This is a genomic window from Succinivibrio dextrinosolvens DSM 3072, assembly GCF_900167015.1.
GTDB classification, from domain to species: Bacteria; Pseudomonadota; Gammaproteobacteria; order Enterobacterales; family Succinivibrionaceae; genus Succinivibrio; species Succinivibrio dextrinosolvens.
This window is the reverse complement of the sequence record NZ_FUXX01000011.1, coordinates 39,886-63,056: the sequence shown is the minus strand read 5'-3', so window position 1 is coordinate 63,056 and position 23,171 is coordinate 39,886. Positions and strand designations below refer to the sequence as shown.

The window sequence follows — 23,171 nt, the reverse complement described above, 5'->3', positions numbered from 1 at the left end:
CCAGAGATTTGCTATCCACTGCTTTCAGCTATCACGTCACCGTAACCACCTTGTGGATTTGCTAAGTCTTCCCATTAGCGGGCGACTTCGGGACTACCCCCCTATAGATAATGCCCATGCTGAACATACACAAAAATCCCCACAGATTATCTCTGCAGGGATATTGATATCTAGTTAAATTAAACTAAATAATTAGAAGGTGTAGCGAGCACCAACTGACCATACAGTACGATCAACATTCTTGCCCAAATCATGATCTGAACCAGCATTGAAACCTGCCTCAGTCCATACATTGAAGTTTGAGTTCAGCTTGTAGTTTACGAATACAGGAATTCTCTTAATCTTATAAGTACCTGATTCGCCACCAAACTCTGTAATCTTAACATGTGAAGACTCATAGCCAACTAAAGCAGAAACACCATTGTCAAATGCATAACCAACAGCTAACTCAAACCCCTTGTTTCTTGCCTGCTCAAAATCAACAGCTTCAAGTGAATCTGGGTCAACAACAGAGAAAGCTCTCTGCTCATCAAACTTTAACTTAGCATACTCATATAAAGCTGCGCAGTAGAAGCCTGAATTTAGATTACCCCAAGAAATACCAGCAGTAACATGCTTCATATTCTCGAAAGGAGTACCTGATTCAGCATTAGCGATATCACCGTCATTCTGACCCTTAACATAGCTATAGCCAGCACGAATTGATAATGGTCCGAATACAACATCATCAAAAGTGTAACCTAGAGCACCGTTGAAACCAGAATCGATTGCCCAAGCATCCTCGTCAACTTCTAGACCCGTTTTTGCAGCGTTTACTAAACTTGCCTTATCCTGTGCAGTCTGTAAACCAGCCTGAGCATGGAAACCATAGTTGTCATAGATGTATACTAACTGACCGCCACGACGCTCACCATTGAATTTACCCTGAACAGTACCAGCAGCATCTTCATAGTGATCGGTAACTTCTTCAGCATAGTAAGCAGAATCAACAAAACGACCTGCCTTTACTAAACCGAACTCACCAAAATCAGCACCTACATACTGATCACGAGCTGTAGTACCATCACCAGTACCCTTGTTATCCATATCCCACTCAGCATAACCTAAGCCTGAAACCCAATCAGTTACCTGTGTCTTGCCAGCTAAGCTAAAACGAGCTGAGTTCTGAATTGAAGAATCATTCTCTGCAGCATTATGACCGGTGTGGTTTCCATTGTAAAATACAGACTGAACACGACCACCAGCTACTAAAGAAGTACCGTCCTTATCATAAACGGTAGCTGCGTTTGCTGATGCTGCTACTGCAACAACTGCTAAAGCTAATAATGACTTTTTCATAATATAAATCCTTTTGTTTTAAATTTTTTTATGTAACCGTTTAACCGACTACGATTTTTAGTTTACTCAAAGCAAATTAAAAAACAACTTTATGAATCATGAAATTAAAAATATTTTCTTATTTTGATGTTTTTTTTATTATAGTGTGATGAACTCGACACTTTTCTATATACTTTATGCTTAAAACAGTTTTTCATTTATCTGATTATTAAGCATTTTTTAAAACACAAATCACACTTATTTCTATGTTTATTTAAATATTATTTAACAATATTTAGTCACAAATGTTTTTTCTGTCGGCTTAGATAGGCTTTTTAATATTTTTCAAATTTATTAAAAAGTATAAAAAAGTAAAACGTTATCTTCGTCATAATTATGGTGGATTTACCGACAATTTAGATAAATTTTGACTGTTTGGGGATTTTAACTCACACAATATTTTAGATATCTCTTTATTTTTTTACTAAGAAAATTTCATAGAAATTCATCTTTATAACATACTGTTTTTCTTTATTATTCCTTAGTTATAAACATAACCTCAGACACAAATAAGTCTTTCCTCATATACAGCTATTATCATTATCTAAATTCACTCTTGAAAAAAAATCTGTTTTTGGCAAAATTATCCAAAATTCAGGATCCTTTATATGAAAACAACTAATTCTAAAAATATAAGCGCCTTTGAAGCCATTTCAAAAGCCCAGTATCTCTCCTGCGCTCCAATTCTGTTCCAGACTGTATACACTTTAAGAAATCACAGCATTCTTGCTCTTTTAGACAAGTCAAAAGAAGGTCTTTCCATAGAGGATTTATGCAATAAATCAGATCTAAGCAGATATGCTCTGGAGGTTCTTTTAGAGATGGCTTTAGCAGGTGAAATTGTAAAATTATCCTCCGATAAAAAATACATGCTTACGAAGGTTGGTTATTTTCTTGAAAATGACAACATGACCAGAATCAACTTTGATTTTACAAAGCATGTCTGCTACAAAGCATTTGATAAACTTGATGAGTCTTTATCGTCTCACAAGCCTTGTGGACTTTCAGAATTTAATCCTGAATGGGAGACTATCTACCCTCATTTATCTGAATTACCAGAGAATGCAAAAAAAGCATGGTTTGACTGGGATCATCTCTACTCTCAGACCTCTTTCACACCTGCAATTGATAAGCTTTTTGAGCTGTTCAACCCAAAGGTTGTATATGATGTTGGAGGTAACACCGGCAAATTTGCAATTGAATGCTGCAACAGACTTAATGACGTAAAGGTTACTATTCTGGATTTACCATCTCAGATAAAGATGGCACAAAAGAATATTGATGTTCACAATCTTTCAGACAGAGTTGATTTTATGGCTGTTGATATTCTGTCAAATCCTGTTTTAAAAGGTGAGGCTGATATCTGGTGGATGAGCCAGTTTTTAGACTGCTTTGCGCCTGAACATGTACACAATATACTTACAGCTATAAATAAGGTTATAAAGGATGATGCTCATGTATGTATCCTTGAACCTATTGCAGACAGACAGAAGTTTGATGCCGCAAAGTTTTCAATTAATGCCGGATCTCTGTACTTTAGCGCCATAGCCAACGGCCATTCAAGATTCTTTACAACAGATATGCTGACAAATCTTATCGAGGATGCAGGATTCACAGTTGAAAAGATAGTAGATAATCTTGGTATCAGTAATTCAATGTTTATCTGCAAAAAGAGAGTTTAGTAAATATGAACTTTAATTTAGCTATTGCAGATTACAGAATCAAAGCCTTTGATATCGTAAATAATGAACAGTTTGAGGAAGTTATTAACGGTACACGAGAGATTGATAAGGAAAACAAACCACCTAAGCCTGAGAAGATTCCCATGATGACAGCTAGACGTCTTAGCATCGGCTGTCGTATGGCTGTAGATGTAGGAACTCTTCTTCTTGAAAAACACCCTGATATCGATGCTGTGATTTATTCAAGCAGATCAGGCGAGATTGAGCATAACTTTAAAATCCTTGATGCGGTAACCTCAGGTAGAGAGTGTTCACCTACCGATTTTTCAATGTCTGTACATAACTGCGGTGTAGGTAACTTTACTATTCTAAATAAGGCAAAAATACCATCAACCTCTGTAAGCTCAGGCAAAGATACCTTCATGCAGGCTCTTATCGATGCCTATGCAATGCTTCAGACTGATTATAAAAAGGTTCTACTTGTAGATTATGAGGTTACAATTCCAACCTTTTACACAGGTTACCTAAGAGAATACACTCCAAACTTTCCTTATGCCATTGGTCTTATTCTGACAAATGGAGATGATATAAAAGTAACTAAAAACACCCAGACAGCATCTGTCGATACAACCGAATTTCCTCAGGTAATTGAGTTTTTAAAGAATTTTGTAAAAAACACCAAAGCATATTCTTTAGAAGGACAGAACTGTACCTGGCAGATAGAACAGCAGGATAAACACTAAATGAGCCAAAATGGATTACTCAGAAAAACAGGCCTTTATATAATGGGGCCTGTACGAGTATTTTTTGCAGCCATCTTCTTTAGTGTCTTTGGTCTTGGTGCCCTGTTTCTATCTCAGATTGTTTTCAGACTTTTATCAGTCTTTATAAAGGATGAGAACAGGCTTACCGATCTGTCACGCAGAATTACAGCATCCAGTTTTAAGCTATATCTATTCTCAGGAGTAGTATGTAGAATCTTCAGAATCAGAATTGAGGGTACAGATAAAATAGCGAATGACAGAGGAACAATCTTCATCGCCAATCACCCTTCTCTTCTTGATATTGTGCTTTTCATATCAGTTGTGCCTCATGCCACCTGTCTTATGAAGGAGGCTATCATCCACAATCCCTTTATGAAGGGGATTGCAAAATGTAACAGATATATTGCAAACAGTGAAGAGACCGAAAAGATTGTAGAAAAATGCAGAACTTCGCTTTTAAATGGAGACAATCTCATCATTTTCCCCGAAGGAACTAGAACACTTGATGAAAATAAATTAAAATTTACCCATGGCTTTTCAAGTATTGCCCTAACAGAAAACTTTAAAATAAGACCTGCTGTTATAAAATTCCATGGTGACTGCGTAAGAAAAAATACCCCATGGTATACAATCTTTACAGGAATACTTGAGTACAGAATTACATTTTTAGACAGTTTTGATACAAAAGAGTTTAGAGAACAGTATGCAGACAAGGAAGATTCTGCAGTATCAAGACTTATGGCAAAGCATTTACAGAATTTGATTAAAACAAGGATATAGGATTTTTTATGAAAGAGCTATATGACGAAATCAAGCAGCTTATTATCGATTCTCTTAATCTTGAGGACATCGGGATTGAGGATATTGAGACAGAAGCACCTCTTTTCGTTGATGGTCTTGGACTAGACTCAATTGATGCCCTTGAACTGGGAATGGCTATTAAACAGAAATACGGAGTTACTTTATCTGCTGATAATGAGGAGATGAAGAAATGCTTCTATTCTGTAGAAACACTAGCCAAATACATCAGTGAGCATAAAGAATAACTGATTTTCTTATTAGGTATGAGATACGTGGCCAAAGGTCACAGACAGATACTCAGTAACGTATTAAAATAAATAAAAAAAGAGTACTAAAAATGACACAACAGGAAATATTTACCCAGATTCAGCAGATGTTAGCATCTCTTTTTGAGATAGAGCCTTCAGAGATAAAACCTGAAAGCAAGCTTTTTGAGGAGCTTGAACTGGATAGTATAGATGCAATTGATTTGGTGGTAAAACTTCAGAAAACCATCGGCAAGAAAATCATGCCGGAGGAATTCAAGAACGTTCGCACTGTTCAGGATGTTGTGGATGTAGTATACAAACTGGTAAACAACAGCTAGAGAAATGCCAAAGAGACTGATATCTCTTCTGTGTATATGCGGAATTATAGCTTACCCTTTTTTTATCTATTTAGGGGTAAGCTTCAATCTTCTGAATATTCTTCTGCCGATACTTGCGGTTATTTTTATTGTAAGAATAGCCTATCTTAGAAATTCTAAAGGAATAAAAACACTTTTAGCATCTATAAGTGCACTCTGCGCTACAGTTATCTGCATTATCGCTTTTATAGCAGACTCACAGAGGATTGCAATGTATTACCCTGTATGTGTAAATGCAGTGCTGTTCTTTGTATTCGGAGGATCTTTATTCTCACAAAAGCCCATAATCACAAGACTGGCTCTCCTTTATGATAAGGAGCTTCCTGATTACGCTATTGAGTATACACGAACAGTAACCAAGGTCTGGGTAATCTTCTTTATGGCAAACGGAGCCATGGCATTTATTACATCGCAGTACTGTACTGTTGAAACCTGGACCTTATACAACGGATTTATTGCATATATTTTAATCGGAACACTGGCAGGCTGTGAGTATCTTGCCAGAATGATTTTCAGACGAATTCATGAAAAGAAATGAGTTAAGCCTGCATGAGGCTCTATTTGGAAATTACGATAAGCATAAGATAGTTGCTTACTCTAAGAACAAATCATTCACACATAAGGATTTTACAGATTCTATCAAAGCTCTGGGATTATGGCTTTTTCAGGATAATTCTGTAAAGAATATCGCTATCTGTATCGAGAATGCCTATAGTTTCAGTATTGCCTTTATTGCAGCCATGTACGCAAGAAAGACACCTGTTCTTTTAGGAAACATCACAGCACATACCTTTGATGATATAAAAGAAAAGGCTGATCTTGTAATCTCTGATCTGAATATTGAAGGCATAGCTGTACCTTCATATGATTTTTCAAAGCTTCTAAATAAAGCAGAGGAATTCTATACAGAGCAGAAGTCATTAGAATCAGAGACAGAGCCCGATAACCTCTTTTCATCTTTAGATGAGAAATCCCCTATTATCTTCTATACCTCAGGTACAACCGGCAAAAGTAAAAGAGTCAACAAGTCTCTTAAAAGCATGCAGATAGATATCACCTGCTCCTATGAACTTTCTGATTCACTTGAGAGTATTGATAATCTAAAACTTATCTCTACAGTTCCGCCATATCATATGTATGGTCTTACCTACAGAATCTTTATGCCGATACTGCGTCATATACCAATGACTACATATATGATTCGCTTCCCGGAGGAACTTGAAAACTACACAGAGAGTGTGGCTCTTATTACATCACCAGCTTTTGTTAAAAGACTTGATACACATATCAAGGCTCCAGATATACGTCTCTGTCTATCAGCAGGCTCTCCAATGCCTGATGATGCAGCTCTTGATTTTTTCAGATGGTCAGAATGTCCTGTAACCGAAATCTACGGTTCTACCGAGAGCAACAGCATGGCACACAGAGACAACAGAGGTGATAAACCACTCTTTATTCCTTTCAGTGCCGTTAAATTCGTAAAAACAGAGGACGGCTATAAACTTGATTCTCTGATGTCTGATGGTTATGACAGAATTGACGATAATCTCGAATTTGAAGGTCCGTACTTTAGAATTACCGGCCGCAAGGATAAAATTGTAAAAATAGAAGAGAATCGAGTAAGTCTGACTCAGATTGAAAAACTTTTAAAGGATAATCCTCTGATAAAGGATGCTGTTGCACTGGTTATTACCAGAAACAGAAGAGCCTGCATCGGAGCAGTATGTGTTCTGAATAATGAGAGTATTGCTCAGAATATAAATAATCAAAACGATGCATCATTTGACAGAAAATCAGTGGTAAATGCTTTAAAGGAATATCTAAAAGGTTATCTTCCTGCAGTAGCAATTCCAAGATATTTTAGAATTGTTGAAACAATCCCAGTAAATCATATGGGAAAAAGAATAACTCCATTGCTAGAGGAGCTTTTCAATGATAAAGCCTAATTTTTTTACAACCAGCAGAATCAGTGAAAACAAAGCCGTTGTGGATATGGTAATAAATCCTGATTTATATTATTTTGAAGGTCACTTTGAGGCTCAGAAGGTTCTTCCTGGAGTCGTACAGATAGGCTGGGCTCAGGAATTTTCAGAGGAACTTTTTAATATAAAATTTGAAGGCGGTTCCACTGCTGTAAAATTTACCTCACCAATTCTGCCAAATGACAGAGTTAAGCTTACCTTAGAATATCTGCCAGAGAAAAAGAGACTTGCATTTGAGTATATTATTACCTCAAAGGATAATGAAAAGGCATCATCCGGCAAGCTTGTAACAGAATAGATAAATTAAAACTATATGCCTAAGATTTGCGTAATTATCCCCTGTTATAAACATACAGATAAAATTGCAGGGGTAATTCAGAGATTATTGTCCTATGGTTTTCCGATTATTGTTGTTGATGACGGCAACAGTAAAGAGGATGCTATGGAGCTTTATAAAATCTGTGAGAATCTAAGAGACGTCTTTCTTCTTCATCACGATGAGAATAAAGGCAAGGGAGGTTCTGTCCTCACGGGGCTCCTCTTTGCAAAGGAAAACAGATTTACCCACGCAATTCAGATTGACGCTGACGGACAGCACTGTGTTGAGGATATTCCTAAGATTACTGACATCATCAATGAAAATCCTGATGCAGTAGTTTCAGGCTGTCCAATCTACGATGATAATGCGCCAAAATCCCGCGTTATAGGACGTAAAATCACCAATTTCTTTGTAAAGCTTGAAACCTTAAGCAATGAAATTAAAGATGCCATGATTGGCTTTAGAGCCTATCCGGTTGATTTAACCTGTCAGTGTGCAAAAGACTGTAACCTTAACTTCGGAATGACCTTTGATATTGAAATTCTGGTAAGACTTAAATGGGCAGGTGCTCCAATAGAATTCTTTGAAACAAAGGTTGATTATCCTAAAAACGGTTATTCAAATTTCAAAGTATCTGACCAGCTTAAGATCTCCATCATTCATACAGTTCTCTGTACAACCATGATCTTAAGACTGCCTTACGTATTATTTAAAGCACTATTCAAATCTCATGACAGCAAATAATAATCACTGGTCTGAGAGTAGCGAGAAAGTTGGCGGCTACTACGGCATCAGACTGATGCTTTTATTTTATGATTACGGAGGAAAGGTAATCTTCAGGATTTTTTTGTATCATGTCATGCTCTTTTATTATCTCTTCTCTAAAAAGCAGAGAAAAATCTCTAAGGATTTTTTATCTCAGGTTGAGATAATTCGCGAAAAATACAATCTTCCACAAGAGCATTATTCAAGCTTCAGACATTTTATGGCCTTTGGCACCATGCTTATTGATAAAATCAATGCCTGGAGAGGTACTTTAAGACTGTATCAGGATGCCATTTTTATGGAGGATTCAGAAGAACGTTTTTTCTCCTACGAAAACGAGCCTCGAGGCAAGATTCTTCTGTGCTCACACCTTGGAAACATTGATGCTCTAAGGGCAGTTGGACTTGTAAGTGAAAAAAGAGCTCCTGCTGTTTACTCGGTATTCTTTACTAAAAACGCACAGAACTTTAATAATATCCTGAAGGCTGTAAGTAAAAGCGCAGAGCTTAATATTATTGCAACAGATTCAATTGGACCTGATACTGCAATCAGACTGTCTGAGATAATCGATAGCAAAGGGATGATTGCAATTGTGGGAGACAGAACTCCTGTTAAGGATAAATCCTACAATATTGAAAGCAATCCAGATAACAGTACAAGAGTAAAAGAGCCAGAGCGAGTCTGTGAAGTTGATTTTATGGGAAGAAAAGCAAACCTGCCACAGGGTGCTTTTATCCTGGCAGCACTTTTAAAATGCAAGGTACAGTGTCTTTTTGCCCTTAAAAACGAGAAAACAGGTAAAATTGATATCTACTGTAAAGATCTGTTTGATGAGGTTAAGCTTCCTAGAAAGAACAAGGAAGAAGCCCTTAGGACATATGTTCAGAAATACGCCCAGCTTCTGGAATACTACGCCATAAGATATCCATATCAGTGGTTTAACTTCTTTGATTTTTTCAGTACCCAAAATCATACAGACAAAGATTAAACTAAGATAAACAGTAGATTGATACTAAAACAAATATAAGAGACAGCTAATGTACAGAAAACCAGAATTTATAATCAGCCATGAAAGCATCATTCCTATTTCATTTCATGACACCGATGCCATGAGAATTGTCTGGCATGGAAATTATATAAAATTTTTTGAACTTGCCCGTGAGGACATGTTCAACGCTTTTGATTTTGGTTATGACATGATGAAAAAACATATCTTTGCCATGCCGATTATCGAATGTGCCTGTAAATACCGTAAGCCATTAAAGGTAACCGACAAGTGCGCCCGAGTTGTCAGCATGATGACTCAGTGTGAAGGCAAGATTGAGATTCATTATGAGGTTTATGCATTAAACTCAGATGAGCTTTGTGCCTATGGACATACCGCTCAGGTTATGATTGATGCCAGAACCAGTGAGCTTTTATTTGCAACACCAAAGCCTCTTTTAGAAGCTATTGAAGCATTCAGAGTAAAGAAAGAAAATGAGTAGTTTCATTAAAAATATCCTGACAGCCATGCTTTTAACATTGTGTACAGCACAATGTACTCTGGCTTTAACCTTAAATGAAATTGGAGAAAAACTAAAAAACGCTGGTTCTCACAGTGTAATGTTCACTCAGGAAAAGCTTTTAAAGGATGCAGATCTTACTCTTTCATCCTCAGGCAGAATCTTAAGCATCAAAGATAAGGGAATTCTTATAAAACAGACCTCACCTTATGAGATGCAGCTTTGTATCACAAAGGATGCTATCACAGAATACAGTGCAGGAGAGATACATATCATCAGGGCTAATGATAATCCTGCAGTTCACTCTCTTCTGAATCTTCTTTTAAAGCTTATGACTCTTGATGATACTGTTGCAGATGACTTTGAATATAAGCTTACAGGAGATAAAAACAGATACACTGTAACCCTCTCTCCAAAGGATGCAAATCTTAAAAACTTCTTTGAAGAAATCACTATTGACGGCAGTGAATATATAGACAGTCTTATCATCAGAGGAACTCATGGAGATGTAACCTCCATGAAGTTTTCTGATTACAACATTTCAGATAATGCAGTTAAGCCCGAGGATTTAAAGTATTTTGAGTAGAAAGTTCTCTGCCCTGTTACTCTGTGTATTTATGGTTGTAGCAGCCTGTATTTCTGTATACAGACTCTCACATATAACCATTGAATCCTCTGTACTCTCTCTTCTTCCTCAAAGTGGAGAAGATAGCTATTCAAAAGCAGTTGAGAAGGAATTTATAAAAAGATTAAATTCTCAGGTAATCTTTGCCATATCCAGGGGGGACTCAGATTCACAAAATAAAGCTCTAAATGAAAACTCCAGTGATACATCCCCTGATAAAAGCATCTATGAAATTGCCGACAGCTTTACAGATGAGGTTAGAAAATCACCATATATAGAGAATATAAAATCAAAGATATCTGATAAGGAACAGTTAGAAAGTGCAGCCTTTGTCTATAAATACAAGACAGCTTTTATTGATGAGAAGCTAAAGCATGAGATTGCATCTGGCAACTACCCACAGAAGATTCTTGCAAAGCTGTATTCAGGATTTTCTGGTGTATCCTCAGCCGAGATAAAAAATGATCTTTTAATGGTTGGACGTAATCTTGCCACAACATTATCATCTGACAGCAGTATCCGTGTCGAAAACGGACATCTTGTAGCATCTGATGATAGGAATAATAAGTGGGTACTTATTTTTGTTACCTTAAATGATGATTCTATGAGTACCGCTGTAGCCTCAGATTTTGCACAGGCAACAGACAACCTTATAAATAAGATTCAGAAGAATTATCCATCAGTATCAGTCCTTAAAAAAGGAGCTGTATTCTATTCTGACTACGCTGCCTCAACCTCTCAAAGAGAGATTACCCTTTTAGGACTAATCACAACAATTGGTATCTTTACTCTTATCTTCTTTGTATACAGATCCTTTATCCCAGTGTTTTTAACCATAGGCTCTGTACTCTGTGGAATTATATGCGCACTGGGAATTACCACACTCATATACGATGAAATAAATCTTATCATCATCGGAATGTGTCTTAGTGTCATAGGAATTGTCTGTGATTACACCATCTATTTCTCAACTCTTAGAATCGGTCAGAGTGAGAGCTCATTTGAAACCATAAGACGACTGGTAAAACCACTATCCTTTGCTGTGATTACAGATTTATGCGCCTATCTTATTATTCTGCTCTCACCTGTCAGAGCGGTATCACAGATGGCACTTTTCTGTATGTGTACCATCACCTTTGCCTGTCTTTTTGTGATTGTGATTGAACCTTATTTTCTTAAGAATCTAAAAAGAGAAAAACTTCCATTTGAAAGCTTTTTTAATGGCTATCTTACATTTATAAGACAGAGAAAAATTTCATACAGTATTATCGCTATTCTCTGTATCTGCTCTGTCTTTGCCTTTATAAATCTAAAGCACAATGACGATCCGATGAGTTTTCAGAGAATGCCTGACTCTCTTAAGACTCAGGAGCTAAAGATAAACTCTCTTTTAAATACCTCAGAGAATCTTAAATACATTCTTATAAATGCTGATGATGACGAAACTCTGTTAGAGAGAAATGAAAAGCTAAGAGAAAAACTCTCTTTAGCTGTAACTGAGGGTAAGCTTAAGAATTATCTGACAGCAAAGATAAACTCTGAAAGTACACAGAAAGTTGACTGTATCTTTTTAAACGAAAGAAAAACCATTATTCAGAACGAGTTAAAGAAACATGGATTAAATCTTGAAGCCTCTGATTATCACTGTGAAATATTAAAGCCTCAGGATTTTTTCTCATCCTCCATAGGAGAGCTTTACAGCAGTCTTTACTATAAAAATGACAGGACATCCTCTCTTATGGTTGTACTAGAGGATGTAACAGATACTGAAGGAATAAAGAATATCGCTTCCTCAATTGAGGGCTCAAGTTATCTTGATCATCGAGGAAATCTGACTGAAGTATTCAAGATGTATCGAGAGATATTCCTAAAGGTTATCTTCATCTTTATGGGATGTATTCTTCTGGTATCAACCTTTAGAGTAGGATTTAAAAGAGCTCTTGTGGGAACCTTTTTCTCACTTTTAAGTATCGGCATGGCCTTATTTGTTCTTCAGCTTTGCGGATATAAGGTTAATCTGTTCTCTGAGCTTGGTCTGATTGTTCTTTTGGGGATCGGAATAAACTATAATATTTTCATGAGCAGTTCAAAGATTGATGTAACCTCAATTATTGCCATATTTACAGCTTTAACCACCACACTTATGACTATTGGAATTCTGATTTTCTCAAGTGTTGACGCGATAAAGTGTTTTGCAATCTGTCTTGTAACAGGTATTATCTGTGCATTCATACTCTCTGTAATGATGCCTAAAACAGAGAAATCATAAGATGTTATTTAATAGATTCATAAAAGCTTCACGATATTTTACTGTCTTTTTTTTAATGCTTTTCACCTGTTCATGTTCTGTCAGCACTGATACAGATGATAAAAAAACTTTAAATGAAAGTCAGAGTGAATACATAAATATTGAAAAAGACAGAAAAATACCGCTACCTTTTGTCACATTTGACGAGGAAAATGAGTACCGACAGATTCTGACTGCTGACTATAACGGTAAAAAGAACTCTCTTTTGTGTATTGTAAAGCTTAAAGAAAACGGTCTTAATCTCACAGGTCTGACATTAAGTTCTCTGCCACTTTTCAATCTTAAATATGAGAATAAAGAGCTTGAAGGCAAATACTACGTACCTCGCAGTATGCTGCCACCAGTTAATCACGTACTCTTTGATATCATGCTGTCTTTTGACAGAAAAAACACCCTTTCAAATGAAATTTCTAAGGAATATATAATCATAAGAGATGATAATCTTGTAACCCTGAGAAAAAACGATGGAAAAGCGATTTATAAGATAGAATATGCACCATATAAAAATAGATTGCTTCCTGTAAAAATAGTTAATCAGGAATTTAACTACAGCATTACTTTAAAATACCTATAACAAAAATGATTTATATTAACTGCTACGCCTCTATTAGTGCTCTGGGAAATACAAAAGATACAATCATAAAAAGCCTTAGTTCAGAGAAAAAAGCTTATCTGACAGCACGCTCTGACATGATTAACGGAGGCAAAACCGCTTATTACGGCTGTGTTGAAAACTGTGAGCTTCCAGATATTTCCGAGTATAAAGAGCACAATACAAGAAATAACCGTTTTTTAGCTTATCTATGTGAAGAGCTTAAGGAACAGATTAAGTACTTTACAGATAAATACGCCCCTGATCGCATCGGCGTAGTTATGGGAACATCCACCTCAGGACTTAGCGAATCTGAGGAAGAGATTAAACGATTCAAAGAGAGTAATGTCCGCTCTGATGACTATTTCTATTCCTTCCAGGAATTTGGAGATCCTGCCATGTTCCTTTCAGAATATCTTAAAATAAGCGGACCAAGCTATACCATCTCAACCGCCTGCTCATCCTCATCAAGAGCACTTGTAAGTGCCAGAAGACTGATTGAAAGCGGTCTATGTGACGTAGTAATAGCAGGAGGAGCTGATACTCTGTGTACAGTTCCTATCAATGGATTTAATTCCATGGGCCTTATCTCCTCCAATCCATGCACACCATTCTGTGAAGGACGTGACGGCATAAGTATCGGTGAGGCCGGTGGACTTATGGTACTTTCAAAAGAGAAATCGAATCTTACTTTAAGAGGTATTGGCGAATCCTCTGATGCCTATCATGTATCATCACCTGATCCTACTGGCGAAGGTGCAGTAAGCGCAATGAAGATGGCACTTGAGGATGCTAAGCTTACTCCATCAGATATCGGGTATATAAATCTTCATGGAACTGCAACAAAGCTTAATGATGCAATGGAGGCAAAGGCTGTTGCTTCTGTCTTTGGGGATAAGGTTCCATGCAGTTCAACAAAATATATGACAGGTCATACCCTGGGAGCAGCTGGTATCTTAGAGAGCTGTATTTTATGTTATATTCTTGAGAACAACCTTACACTGCCGATTCAGAGTACCAGTATTCGCAATCTGGATAAAGAGCTTGATGACTGTGGACTTATAACACAGAGAATTAAGGCAAATAAACCTTATATGATGTCAAACTCCTTTGCTTTCGGTGGCAATAATGCCTCAGTAATTATTGGACTTGAATAAAATGACAAAATATCTTGAACCTGTAGACTATCTGCCACACAGAGCACCAATGATTCTTATTGATAAAGTTACAGAGGTTACAGAGGATTCTGCAGTATGTGAGTCCTATGTCGGAGATAAAGGTGTTTTAAAAAACTTTACCGACAAAGATGGAAATCTTCCTTCATACTTTACCATCGAGCTTATCTCACAGAGTGTTGGTGTATGGTCAGGTTATATAGCAAAGCTTCACAATATCGATATTCCTCCTATGGGAATGGTGCTTGGAGCCAGAGACTTAAAATATCCAAAAGATCATTTTAATAATGGTTCAACACTAAAAATCCGTGTAAAGAAAATCATGGATGATGGAGCAATTGCATCATTTGACGGAGAGATTTTCTCCAATGATCAAGCCTTAGCCAGCGGCAGAGTAAATTTAATCAGAGTTACAGATAACGATCTGGAAAGACTATTCAAAAGAGACTAATAATGGATAACAGAAAAAGAGTTCTTGTTACAGGTGCAGGACGCGGAATAGGAAAAGCAATCGCCTCTCAGTTAGGAATGGATGGCTTTGAGGTAGTTCTTCATTACAGAAAGAGTGCAGATGGAGTTAATGAAGCCATTAAGAATATAAAAGAGAATAACAGTACTGCCTACAGTCTTTGTTTTGATGTCTGCGATCGAGAAAATACCCAGAAAATCCTTGATGAGGATATCGAGAAAAACGGTTCTTATTACGGAGTAGTATGCAATGCTGGCATTACCGCCGATGCGGCATTTCCAATGATGAGTTCTCTTGACTGGGATAATGTCATTGATACCAATCTTACAGGATTCTTCAATGTGGTGCATCCCTGCATTATGCCTATGATTGCGGCACATAAAGGCGGACGTATCATTGCAATCTCATCTGTTTCAGGAATTATTGGAAACCGTGGACAGGTAAACTACAGCGCTTCAAAAGCTGGTCTCATCGGTGCGGTTAAAGCACTTGCTGTTGAAGTCGGCAAGCGTAACATTACAGTAAATGCCATAGCACCAGGTCTTATTGAGACAGATATGGCAGAACTTGATGAGACAGTAAAAAAAGAAATATTAAAGCTTATACCTCTAAAGCGTATGGGACAGGTACAGGAGGTAGCATCACTTGCCTCATTTCTGATGTCTGATAACGCATCATACATAACAAGACAGGTTATAAGTATCGATGGAGGTATGCAGTAATGGAACATCGTGTAGCGATTGTCGGTCAGGGAATGGTTACAGCTTTTGGTGAGAGCTGGGATGAGAATAAAAAAAGAATCCTGGAGTGCAGAAATGCTGTAGTTACAATGAAAGACTGGGATAAGTATGATGGTCTTATTACCCATCTTGCAGCGCCCTGCCCCGATTTTAAGCTTCCTGAGCATTATACCCGCAAAAAGATCCGCTCCATGAGCAAGGTAGCCATGATGGCAACACGTGCATCAGAATATGCGCTTATTGACAGTGGACTTATAGATGATCCGCTGCTTAAAAGCGGAGATATCGGTGTAGCATATGGTTCTTCATTTGGAAGCACTATGGCGGTTAAAGATTTCGCTTCAATGCTCACTGACAATACCACAGGTGATCTGAATGCAAACTCCTATGTAAAGATGATGCCTCAGACAACTGCAGTAAACATCTCTCTGTTCTTTGGTATTACCGGTAGAATCATTCCAACCTCTACTGCATGTACATCTGGTTCTATGGCGGTAGGATATGCCTATGAGGCAATTAAAAACGGATATCAGACAGCAATGGTTGCAGGTGGAGCTGAAGAACTATCAGTCTGTGATGCAGCTGTATTCGATACCATGTTTGCAACCTCATCAAAGAATGACACCCCAGAGCTGACCCCTGCACCTTTTGATAAGAACAGAGACGGTCTTGTTATTGGCGAGGGAGCAGGAACTCTTGTTCTTGAAGAGTACGAGCATGCTAAGGCTCGTGGAGCCAAGATTTATGGTGAGATTATCGGCTTTGCAACTAACTCAGATGCAACTCATATTACATCACCAAATGAAAAGACCATTGAAATCTGTATCAGAAAAGCTATTGATAACGCCAAGCTTAAACCAGAGGATATCGGTTATATTTCAGCTCATGGCACGGGAACAGATAAAGGCGATATTGCAGAGTCTAATGCAACCTTTAATATATTCGGAGATAAAACTCCTATTTCAACACTGAAGAGTTATTTTGGACATACACTTGGTGCATGCGGCTGTATTGAAACCATGTTTTCGCTGAATATGATGAATGAAGGCTGGTTTAATCCTAACCTGAACTTAAAAGAGGTTGATCCTCGCTGTGGAAATCTAAACTATATTGTGGATAGTCCGCTTAAGCATCAGTGTGAGCTTCTCATTGCAAATAACTTTGCATTCGGAGGAATCAATACCTCTCTTGTGATTAAGAGAAACATGTAAAACAGAATGCTCTTATCCATAAAGGATAAGTTGTTTTCTCCATGAAAAAAGCTGAATCATATTGTTATATACAGATTCAGCTTTTCCATTTTAAGATAGAATTTTAAATCTTATTACTTATTCTCATCATGGATACGAGACAGCATCTTGTATGGAACGTCGACAAAGCCATCCTGAGAAACCTTCAGCTGCAGCTTTGAAGTTAATGCCTGACGAGAGGTATCACTCTCGGTTGCAATTGCAAGGCTAGCCTCTGCAAGACGGGTGTAATCATTAAGAATGGTTCCCTCCATCTTATCTTCAGCGATTGCATCAATAGCCTCTGGAATTGCATCAATACCAAATACAGGTATGTAGTTTACAAACTTATTGCCCACCTGATAATCAATCAGACTGATATTATTCTTGCCAACGTTGAATCCATTGTCGTTAAGTGCCTGAATAACACCTAAGGCCATAGCATCATTGTTACAGATAACAAGCTCAATTTCATGAATTGGATGTCTGTCTAAGGCAGCGGTGAAAAGCTGAACTGCCTTCTTCTTGTCAAAATCTGCGTAGAACTCATCAATCTTCTTGATATTTACCTTACGAGCAGCAAGCTCATCGATTACATTTGAAGAACGAAGAATAGTATCCTGATGTTCCTTCTGACCTTTAATAAGAATTGTATTGATTACTCCATCCTTATTCTTGTCAAAGGTTGGATGTTCCTTTAAAACACGGGCAATCAGATCTGCCTGCATTTTTCCTGAAGCTGCTGCATCAGAACCTACATACCAGGCTTTATCGTAACTCTTGATTACAGACTCATCAGGCTGACGGTTAACAAAAACAACTCTTGCATTATGTTTCTTAGCTGCATCAACAACTGCTTTGGCATCCTGGACATTTACAAGATTTACTATCTTAGGATCTGAATTGTCATGGCTGAAAATAGCCTCTTTCTGTTTATCAGCGTCATTTTTTGCGTCGTTGATATTCAGAATAATATTATTGTGTTTTGCAACCTCTTTAAGTGCAACATCAACATTGCTGATAAAGGCATCATCAAGATCGTAAAAATAAGCATTAACAAAGTTATCAGCATAGGCTGAACCTACTGTTAATGAAGAAACCAGAATCAATGAGTTTAGAGCTTTTAATCCAAAAGATTTCATATCAATTCCTTAATTGAATATAACATCCACTTGTAAGAATAGTACCGAATTATGAATTTTCCACAAAATTCGATAAATCTGTTCAAATTTGTACGTTTTATGTCTATTTTGGAAGCTTGAAATTATACTTATGGCAAATAACATTTAACATATTGATTTTAAAGTATTCGAGTTTTAACATTTAGCGATTTTGCAATATATCGTCTAAAAACATTTAACGATTTTGTTATAAATCATCTATAAACATTTAACGATTTTGTTGTAAAACACCAAATATAAATTGACGATTTTGTTTTTATAATACAAAATTAGAGTAGAACAATAATAAAACGGAAGGCTAACCATCATATGTACAAGCGTAAAATTTATAACAAGATTCTTAATTGGAAAAACGAGTCCAATGGACATACAGCCTTATTAATTGAGGGGCCAAGACGAGTTGGCAAATCCACAGTTGTTAAAGAGTTTGCTAAGAATGAGTATGAAACATTCATTCTGGTGGATTTTTTTAGAGCATCTAAGGAAACAAAAGCTCTTTTTGATGATTTGTCCGATTTAGATTATATTTTTTTACAATTACAGTTAACCTATGGTGTTAGTTTAAAAAAAAGAAAATCGGCTATTATTTTTGACGAAGTACAAATATGTCCAAAAGCAAGACAAGCAATCAAAGCATTTGTTGAGGACGGAAGGTATGACTACATTGAAACGGGCTCACTTATTTCAATACATAAGAATGTAAAAGATATTCTTATCCCAAGTGAAGAAAGAAAGATACAAATGCATCCAATGGATTTCGAGGAATTCAGATGGGCACTTGGCGATGAAGTAACAGTTCCAACGTTAAAAAAATTTTATAACTCAGAAAAAAAATTGGGACAGGCTTCTCATAGAAAACTAATGAGAGACTTCCGTCTATACATGCTTGTTGGAGGAATGCCTCAGGCAGTTGAAAGCTATATTATATCAAACGATTTCAGTATAGTTGACTCTGTAAAAAGGGATATTCTCAAGCTTTACAACGATGATTTCTATAAAATTGATCCTTCAGGAAGACTATCAACTATTTTTGATGCCATACCGGCGCAACTAAACAGTAACGCATCCAGATATCAGGTTTCTGGAGTTTTAGCAGGACAAAGAGCAGGCTCAGTTCTTGAAAGTATAGCAGAACTAAAAGATTCAGGCACGGTTTTGGTTTCATATCATGCAAATGATCCAAATATAGGATTGTCACAAAACAAAGATCTTTCAAGATTCAAGCTTTTTACAGCGGATACAGGTCTGTTTGTTACCCTATTGTTCAAGGATAAAGATTTTACAGAAAACGATATTTATTCTAGATTATTAAATGATAAATTGCAGGCAAATCTTGGATATCTGTATGAAAATATCGTAGCGCAGACACTGGTATCAAATGGACATGAACTGTTCTATCATACATTTCTTAATGAAGCTTCAAAGCATAATTATGAAATAGATTTTCTTATTACGTGCAATAAAAAAATCTGTCCAATTGAGGTAAAAAGCTCAGGATACAAAAAACATTCTTCAATTGATAATTTTTCAGAAAAATATTCTGCAAGGATATCAAGAAGAATTCTAGCTTACACAAAAGAGTACCAAAAAGAGGGATTTTTTGAATATTTGCCAATATATATGGTACAGTTTCTGTAATTATAAAAATATAGTTCTGCATTCAAAAGAATATAAGTAGGAATACAATGATTAAAATTGAATTTATCTGTCACGGTAATATATGTCGCTCACCTATGGCAGAATTTGTAATGAAGAAAATCATAAAAGACATAGGACTTTCAGATGAATTCAATATCAGCTCTGCTGCTACCTCTCAGGAAGAAATTGGCAATGGAGTTTATCCTCCAGTTAAGAAGCTTTTAAATTCCTATGATATTGACTGCTCAGAAAAGACTGCCCGTCAGATTAGTCAGGATGACATTGAGAACAATGATTACATCATTGCCATGGAAGACTACAATCTAAGAAATCTTTATTATCTGTATCCAGATATGGACAGAAGTAAGGTCTATAAACTGCTGGATTTTACAGATACACCGGGTAATATCGATGATCCATGGTATACAGGTGAATTTGATAAGGCATTTGTACAGATTTTAAAAGGCTGCAAAGCTCTTATTATAAGTTTGGCACAAGACAACCTTATTAAGCTCAATAAAGATCAGAAAAAGCAGTTGGATTTATCCTTGGAAGCATAACGCAGATTCATACATTCCATTCGAATAATAAAGAACAAACTCCTCAATACTCCGATATTCAGCAAAAGAAAAATACTGTGTATTGGAGTTTAATCTTTTACACAAACGAAAGTTTTAGGTGCAATTTTCAAAAAACTTTCCATATCAATGTATTGAATCTGATGATGGGTTATAATAGTCGCAGTTTGTTTCCTGGAGATAAAAATGTCTACATCAGTTACAATTGATTATCAAGATAAAACCACCAGTGCCCTTCTGTTAGGATCAGGAGAGCTTGGTAAAGAAGTTGCAATTGAGTTAATTCGTTACGGTATTGAAGTTATTGCCTGTGATAGATATGACAATGCACCAGCTATGCAGGTCGCACAGAAAAAAGCTATCATCAACATGAAAGATCCTGACGAGTTATATGAACTGATTACAAAACTCAAACCAGATTACATCATTCCTGAAATTGAGGCTATCTCTACAGAGACCTTAGTTAAGCTTGAAGCTGAAGGCTATAATGTTGTTCCAAGCGCCAATGCAGCAAACATCACCATGAACCGTGAAGCCATCAGAACTCTTGCAGCAGAAGAGCTTTCCCTTCCAACCTCACCTTATTTCTTTGCATCATCAGTAAGTGAAATCAAAGAGCAGATCGGTCGCATCGGTTTTCCTTGCATCATGAAACCAATCATGAGCTCATCAGGTAAAGGACAGAGCGTTCTAAAATCTGAAGGCGATATTGAAAAGGCTTTTGAGGATGCATGCCATAACGGTCGAGGAGGAATGGACAGAGTAATTGTTGAAGGCTTTGTTCAGTTTGACAGTGAAATCACTCTGCTGACAGTTAGTGCTTCAGACGGTATACATTTCTGTGAACCAATCGGACATCACCAGGTATACGGAGACTATCAGGAGTCATGGCAGCCAGCACAGCTTTCTGAAGAAGTTTTAATCGAAGCAAAGAGAATCGCATCAACAGTTGTTTCAGCTCTGGGCGGCTACGGAATATTTGGTGTAGAGTTATTCATCTGTGGAAATCAGGTAATCTTCTCAGAGCTATCCCCTCGTCCTCATGATACTGGTATGGTTACCATGGTATCTCAGGATATGTCAGAGTTTGCTCTGCATGTAAGAGCTCTTTTAGGACTTCCTATTGGCAAAATTACCTTCTTCGGTCCATCAGCATCTGCTGCTGTATGCCTGAAAGGAAAAGGAACTAAGATCACCTACAAGAATCTTGATGATGTTCTAAAGGTATGTCCTACCTCACAGCTGAGAATCTTCGGTAAGCCTGATATTGACGGTGAACGTCGTATGGCAGTTTGTCTAAGCCGTGGATTCACAACAGATGAAGCTGTAGAGAATGTTAAAAAAATGCGTTCTCAGATGAACTATGAGCTCGAAGATTTCGAGGGACTATAAATATGATGTCTTTAGAGAACTACTCAACAATGGAGCCTTTCATCCTTCTTTCAGCAGTTAATATGCAGCTCAGAGATGAATATTCATCACTTGAAGAACTATGCAAGGTTCATGATATAAATCAGGATGAACTTGTAAAGAAACTCAAAGCAGCAGGCTTTGAATACGTAAAAGAAATCAATCAGTTCAAGTAATGCAAAATGCTATCAGAAGGAAGTACGCTTTCGTACTTCCTCTTCCATTAAATAATCCATCATCTAAAGCAGCACTTTACGGTTTAACCTATTTCATTGCAGACGAGAATTTAAATCCTGTCGGCAAACGTGAGATTATTACCTGTAGAGGCCTTGATAATCTGCTGCCAAGTCCAAACTATCTTTTCTCTCTGGGAATCGATCCCTTCAGTATAAAAAAAGGACTTTCTGAAGAGCGATTTTTAGATGAGATAACCGATAAAATCTTCAATGAAGAGACCACTGTTATCACATGGTCAATTCGTAATCTCAGAATTCTGGAGCAGCTCTGTATTAGAAATCTCAGAAAACCAGACATTCTGAAAAAAGCTTACTGCGTATGTGATATCAACAGAGTGCTAAAGCTTCATGAAACTTTAGAATCAGGAATTCCTTTTAACTCAGATGCCCTATCAGCATGCGCTGCAAAATACGGCTTTAAGAACAGGATTCCTAAGGGAGATCATGAGGGGCGACTAGACGTACTTGAATATCTGTTCAGATACCTAAGTCAGGTAAATCCATCATTATTACGATTTGCCCTAAGAAGCACAAAAGACAGAGTGGATTCTCTTGAGAAGATTATCTCTGGCAATAAGTATCTTCTAGAGTTTGATCTTAAAACCCGCTCTATTGAAATCATTAAACCATTAAAACTTAATGAGGATTCAATCTGCGCCTTATATTTTGATGGCAATGATGTTCTTTTCAAAAACTACGAGCTTACTGACTTTGGAATATTATCTCCGGCAACAGTTCTCACTGAGCAGAGAGAGAAAGTCGTTAATCTGTCATTAAAAGAAGCTGTGGAAGCATTGAACAGAGCAAAGTTACCTGAAGATACTAAGACAGATAATGCCTATGATATTTTCGTTGGTAAATTATCAGAGCACGATCTGGAGCTTTACAGAGAAGACTTAACAAGTCAAAAAAGAGGCTTTATAAGAGCAGATGATAGTTCATCAGAGAATTACAGACGTTATCTGATGCTCTTTGCTGGTAACAACTACAAAGAGAACTTCTCTGACAGCGAGCTTCAAAGTTACTACAGGTACTGTTCTACACAGATTCAGTCTCAGCTTAATCAGTACCTAAGAGAGCTTGAGAATCTGATGGAGAATACAGATTCACGCATTCCTGAGAACGTTAATCTAATCCGCAGAATTCAGGCTTACCCTATGGAGTTATAAA

25 protein-coding genes are annotated in these 23,171 nt (G+C 37.1%); 23 read left to right on the top strand and 2 right to left on the bottom strand.

Translation table 11 applies throughout. The features are described from left to right. Nucleotides 1-192: 192 nt before the first annotated feature. Complete coding sequence (locus B5D46_RS04705) at nucleotides 193-1,338, bottom strand: porin (protein WP_078928463.1); 1,146 nt, start codon at nucleotides 1,336-1,338, stop codon at nucleotides 193-195. A gap of 647 nt (nucleotides 1,339-1,985) precedes the next feature. On the opposite strand from B5D46_RS04705, the gene B5D46_RS04700 reads away from it, so the two are divergent. From B5D46_RS04700 to B5D46_RS04615, 18 genes are all read left to right on the top strand, one after another. Further along, nucleotides 1,986-3,059, top strand: a complete 1,074-nt coding sequence (locus tag B5D46_RS04700) for a methyltransferase (RefSeq protein WP_078928462.1) — start codon at nucleotides 1,986-1,988, stop codon at nucleotides 3,057-3,059. A 5-nt stretch (nucleotides 3,060-3,064) separates the two neighbouring features. Beyond that, nucleotides 3,065-3,802 (top strand): beta-ketoacyl synthase chain length factor, encoded by a 738-nt coding sequence (locus B5D46_RS04695; RefSeq protein ID WP_078928461.1) that lies wholly within the window; start codon nucleotides 3,065-3,067, stop codon nucleotides 3,800-3,802. Beyond that, on the top strand, nucleotides 3,803-4,603 hold the full coding sequence (locus B5D46_RS04690) for a lysophospholipid acyltransferase family protein (RefSeq protein ID WP_078928460.1): 801 nt from the start codon (nucleotides 3,803-3,805) through the stop codon (nucleotides 4,601-4,603). 8 nt (nucleotides 4,604-4,611) lie between these two features. Then, a complete protein-coding gene (locus B5D46_RS04685) occupies nucleotides 4,612-4,869 on the top strand; it encodes a phosphopantetheine-binding protein (RefSeq protein WP_078928459.1) in 258 nt (85 codons plus the stop codon). 92 nt (nucleotides 4,870-4,961) lie between these two features. Next, entirely contained in the window at nucleotides 4,962-5,210 is a 249-nt protein-coding gene (locus B5D46_RS04680; RefSeq protein ID WP_031491568.1) for an acyl carrier protein, read from the top strand. A gap of 4 nt (nucleotides 5,211-5,214) precedes the next feature. Next, nucleotides 5,215-5,787 carry a COG4648 family protein gene (locus B5D46_RS04675; RefSeq protein ID WP_078928458.1) on the top strand — a complete coding sequence of 191 codons (573 nt, stop codon included), beginning with the start codon at nucleotides 5,215-5,217 and terminating at the stop codon, nucleotides 5,785-5,787. Beyond that, nucleotides 5,774-7,195 carry an AMP-binding protein gene (locus tag B5D46_RS04670; protein ID WP_078928457.1) on the top strand — a complete coding sequence of 474 codons (1,422 nt, stop codon included), beginning with the start codon at nucleotides 5,774-5,776 and terminating at the stop codon, nucleotides 7,193-7,195. The genes B5D46_RS04675 and B5D46_RS04670 overlap by 14 nt, the downstream gene beginning before the upstream one ends. Then, complete coding sequence (locus B5D46_RS04665; protein WP_078928456.1) at nucleotides 7,182-7,529, top strand: ApeI family dehydratase; 348 nt, start codon at nucleotides 7,182-7,184, stop codon at nucleotides 7,527-7,529. The genes B5D46_RS04670 and B5D46_RS04665 overlap by 14 nt, the downstream gene beginning before the upstream one ends. A 15-nt stretch (nucleotides 7,530-7,544) precedes the next feature. After that, nucleotides 7,545-8,294, top strand: coding sequence for a glycosyltransferase family 2 protein (locus B5D46_RS04660; RefSeq protein ID WP_078928455.1), 750 nt, complete (start codon nucleotides 7,545-7,547; stop codon nucleotides 8,292-8,294). Then, complete coding sequence (locus B5D46_RS04655) at nucleotides 8,281-9,303, top strand: hypothetical protein (RefSeq protein ID WP_078928454.1); 1,023 nt, start codon at nucleotides 8,281-8,283, stop codon at nucleotides 9,301-9,303. The genes B5D46_RS04660 and B5D46_RS04655 overlap by 14 nt, the downstream gene beginning before the upstream one ends. 49 nt (nucleotides 9,304-9,352) lie before the next feature. Next, on the top strand, nucleotides 9,353-9,802 hold the full coding sequence (locus tag B5D46_RS04650) for an acyl-CoA thioesterase (protein WP_078928453.1): 450 nt from the start codon (nucleotides 9,353-9,355) through the stop codon (nucleotides 9,800-9,802). Continuing rightward, complete coding sequence (locus B5D46_RS04645) at nucleotides 9,795-10,406, top strand: LolA family protein (protein WP_078928452.1); 612 nt, start codon at nucleotides 9,795-9,797, stop codon at nucleotides 10,404-10,406. The genes B5D46_RS04650 and B5D46_RS04645 overlap by 8 nt, the downstream gene beginning before the upstream one ends. Next, on the top strand, nucleotides 10,399-12,714 hold the full coding sequence (locus B5D46_RS04640) for an MMPL family transporter (protein WP_078928451.1): 2,316 nt from the start codon (nucleotides 10,399-10,401) through the stop codon (nucleotides 12,712-12,714). The genes B5D46_RS04645 and B5D46_RS04640 overlap by 8 nt, the downstream gene beginning before the upstream one ends. Nucleotide 12,715: 1 nt before the next feature. Further along, a complete protein-coding gene (locus B5D46_RS04635) occupies nucleotides 12,716-13,327 on the top strand; it encodes a DUF3261 domain-containing protein (protein ID WP_078928450.1) in 612 nt (203 codons plus the stop codon). 5 nt (nucleotides 13,328-13,332) lie between these two features. Further along, on the top strand, nucleotides 13,333-14,502 hold the full coding sequence (locus B5D46_RS04630) for a beta-ketoacyl-ACP synthase (protein WP_078928449.1): 1,170 nt from the start codon (nucleotides 13,333-13,335) through the stop codon (nucleotides 14,500-14,502). A 1-nt stretch (nucleotide 14,503) separates the two neighbouring features. Further along, entirely contained in the window at nucleotides 14,504-14,971 is a 468-nt protein-coding gene (locus B5D46_RS04625; RefSeq protein WP_078928448.1) for a hotdog family protein, read from the top strand. Between the two features lie 2 nt (nucleotides 14,972-14,973). Next, nucleotides 14,974-15,711 (top strand): 3-oxoacyl-ACP reductase FabG, encoded by a 738-nt coding sequence (gene fabG / locus B5D46_RS04620; protein WP_078928447.1) that lies wholly within the window; start codon nucleotides 14,974-14,976, stop codon nucleotides 15,709-15,711. After that, nucleotides 15,711-16,940, top strand: coding sequence for a beta-ketoacyl-ACP synthase (locus B5D46_RS04615; RefSeq protein ID WP_078928446.1), 1,230 nt, complete (start codon nucleotides 15,711-15,713; stop codon nucleotides 16,938-16,940). Before fabG ends, B5D46_RS04615 begins: the two co-directional genes overlap by 1 nt. A 113-nt stretch (nucleotides 16,941-17,053) precedes the next feature. Here the strand turns inward: B5D46_RS04615 and B5D46_RS04610 are convergent, their stop codons facing one another. Then, on the bottom strand, nucleotides 17,054-18,100 hold the full coding sequence (locus B5D46_RS04610; protein WP_078928445.1) for a galactose ABC transporter substrate-binding protein: 1,047 nt from the start codon (nucleotides 18,098-18,100) through the stop codon (nucleotides 17,054-17,056). Between the two features lie 348 nt (nucleotides 18,101-18,448). On the opposite strand from B5D46_RS04610, the gene B5D46_RS04605 reads away from it, so the two are divergent. The 5 genes from B5D46_RS04605 (at nucleotide 18,449) to B5D46_RS04585 (ending at nucleotide 23,170) form a co-directional block, all read left to right on the top strand. Further along, nucleotides 18,449-19,777, top strand: coding sequence for an ATP-binding protein (locus B5D46_RS04605; protein ID WP_078928444.1), 1,329 nt, complete (start codon nucleotides 18,449-18,451; stop codon nucleotides 19,775-19,777). 47 nt (nucleotides 19,778-19,824) lie between these two features. Next, a complete protein-coding gene (locus B5D46_RS04600) occupies nucleotides 19,825-20,337 on the top strand; it encodes a low molecular weight protein-tyrosine-phosphatase (protein WP_078928443.1) in 513 nt (170 codons plus the stop codon). A gap of 204 nt (nucleotides 20,338-20,541) precedes the next feature. Beyond that, a complete protein-coding gene (gene purT / locus B5D46_RS04595; protein WP_078928442.1) occupies nucleotides 20,542-21,747 on the top strand; it encodes a formate-dependent phosphoribosylglycinamide formyltransferase in 1,206 nt (401 codons plus the stop codon). Nucleotides 21,748-21,749: 2 nt separating this feature from the next. Then, nucleotides 21,750-21,941 (top strand): DUF4250 domain-containing protein, encoded by a 192-nt coding sequence (locus tag B5D46_RS04590; RefSeq protein WP_143675605.1) that lies wholly within the window; start codon nucleotides 21,750-21,752, stop codon nucleotides 21,939-21,941. Then, a complete protein-coding gene (locus B5D46_RS04585) occupies nucleotides 21,941-23,170 on the top strand; it encodes a 3'-5' exonuclease family protein (protein ID WP_078928441.1) in 1,230 nt (409 codons plus the stop codon). The genes B5D46_RS04590 and B5D46_RS04585 overlap by 1 nt, the downstream gene beginning before the upstream one ends. Nucleotide 23,171: the final 1 nt, after the last annotated feature.

Excerpts from the sequence above, each read along its gene's own strand:
- fabG (WP_078928447.1), top strand. The coding sequence starts at position 14,974 with ATGGATAACAGAAAAAGAGTTCTTGTTACAGGTGCAGGACGCGGAATA.
- B5D46_RS04600 (WP_078928443.1), top strand. The coding sequence starts at position 19,825 with ATGATTAAAATTGAATTTATCTGTCACGGTAATATATGTCGCTCACCT.
- B5D46_RS04590 (WP_143675605.1), top strand. The coding sequence starts at position 21,750 with ATGATGTCTTTAGAGAACTACTCAACAATGGAGCCTTTCATCCTTCTT.
- B5D46_RS04605 (WP_078928444.1), top strand. The coding sequence starts at position 18,449 with ATGTACAAGCGTAAAATTTATAACAAGATTCTTAATTGGAAAAACGAG.
- B5D46_RS04665 (WP_078928456.1), top strand. The coding sequence starts at position 7,182 with ATGATAAAGCCTAATTTTTTTACAACCAGCAGAATCAGTGAAAACAAA.
- B5D46_RS04685 (WP_078928459.1), top strand. The coding sequence starts at position 4,612 with ATGAAAGAGCTATATGACGAAATCAAGCAGCTTATTATCGATTCTCTT.
- B5D46_RS04700 (WP_078928462.1), top strand. The coding sequence starts at position 1,986 with ATGAAAACAACTAATTCTAAAAATATAAGCGCCTTTGAAGCCATTTCA.
- B5D46_RS04650 (WP_078928453.1), top strand. The coding sequence starts at position 9,353 with ATGTACAGAAAACCAGAATTTATAATCAGCCATGAAAGCATCATTCCT.
- B5D46_RS04615 (WP_078928446.1), top strand. The coding sequence starts at position 15,711 with ATGGAACATCGTGTAGCGATTGTCGGTCAGGGAATGGTTACAGCTTTT.
- B5D46_RS04675 (WP_078928458.1), top strand. The coding sequence starts at position 5,215 with ATGCCAAAGAGACTGATATCTCTTCTGTGTATATGCGGAATTATAGCT.
- B5D46_RS04625 (WP_078928448.1), top strand. The coding sequence starts at position 14,504 with ATGACAAAATATCTTGAACCTGTAGACTATCTGCCACACAGAGCACCA.
- B5D46_RS04695 (WP_078928461.1), top strand. The coding sequence starts at position 3,065 with ATGAACTTTAATTTAGCTATTGCAGATTACAGAATCAAAGCCTTTGAT.
- B5D46_RS04610 (WP_078928445.1), bottom strand. The coding sequence starts at position 18,100 with ATGAAATCTTTTGGATTAAAAGCTCTAAACTCATTGATTCTGGTTTCT.
- B5D46_RS04585 (WP_078928441.1), top strand. The coding sequence starts at position 21,941 with ATGCAAAATGCTATCAGAAGGAAGTACGCTTTCGTACTTCCTCTTCCA.
- B5D46_RS04635 (WP_078928450.1), top strand. The coding sequence starts at position 12,716 with ATGTTATTTAATAGATTCATAAAAGCTTCACGATATTTTACTGTCTTT.
- B5D46_RS04630 (WP_078928449.1), top strand. The coding sequence starts at position 13,333 with ATGATTTATATTAACTGCTACGCCTCTATTAGTGCTCTGGGAAATACA.
- B5D46_RS04705 (WP_078928463.1), bottom strand. The coding sequence starts at position 1,338 with ATGAAAAAGTCATTATTAGCTTTAGCAGTTGTTGCAGTAGCAGCATCA.
- B5D46_RS04690 (WP_078928460.1), top strand. The coding sequence starts at position 3,803 with ATGAGCCAAAATGGATTACTCAGAAAAACAGGCCTTTATATAATGGGG.
- B5D46_RS04660 (WP_078928455.1), top strand. The coding sequence starts at position 7,545 with ATGCCTAAGATTTGCGTAATTATCCCCTGTTATAAACATACAGATAAA.
- B5D46_RS04670 (WP_078928457.1), top strand. The coding sequence starts at position 5,774 with ATGAAAAGAAATGAGTTAAGCCTGCATGAGGCTCTATTTGGAAATTAC.
- B5D46_RS04645 (WP_078928452.1), top strand. The coding sequence starts at position 9,795 with ATGAGTAGTTTCATTAAAAATATCCTGACAGCCATGCTTTTAACATTG.
- purT (WP_078928442.1), top strand. The coding sequence starts at position 20,542 with ATGTCTACATCAGTTACAATTGATTATCAAGATAAAACCACCAGTGCC.
- B5D46_RS04680 (WP_031491568.1), top strand. The coding sequence starts at position 4,962 with ATGACACAACAGGAAATATTTACCCAGATTCAGCAGATGTTAGCATCT.
- B5D46_RS04655 (WP_078928454.1), top strand. The coding sequence starts at position 8,281 with ATGACAGCAAATAATAATCACTGGTCTGAGAGTAGCGAGAAAGTTGGC.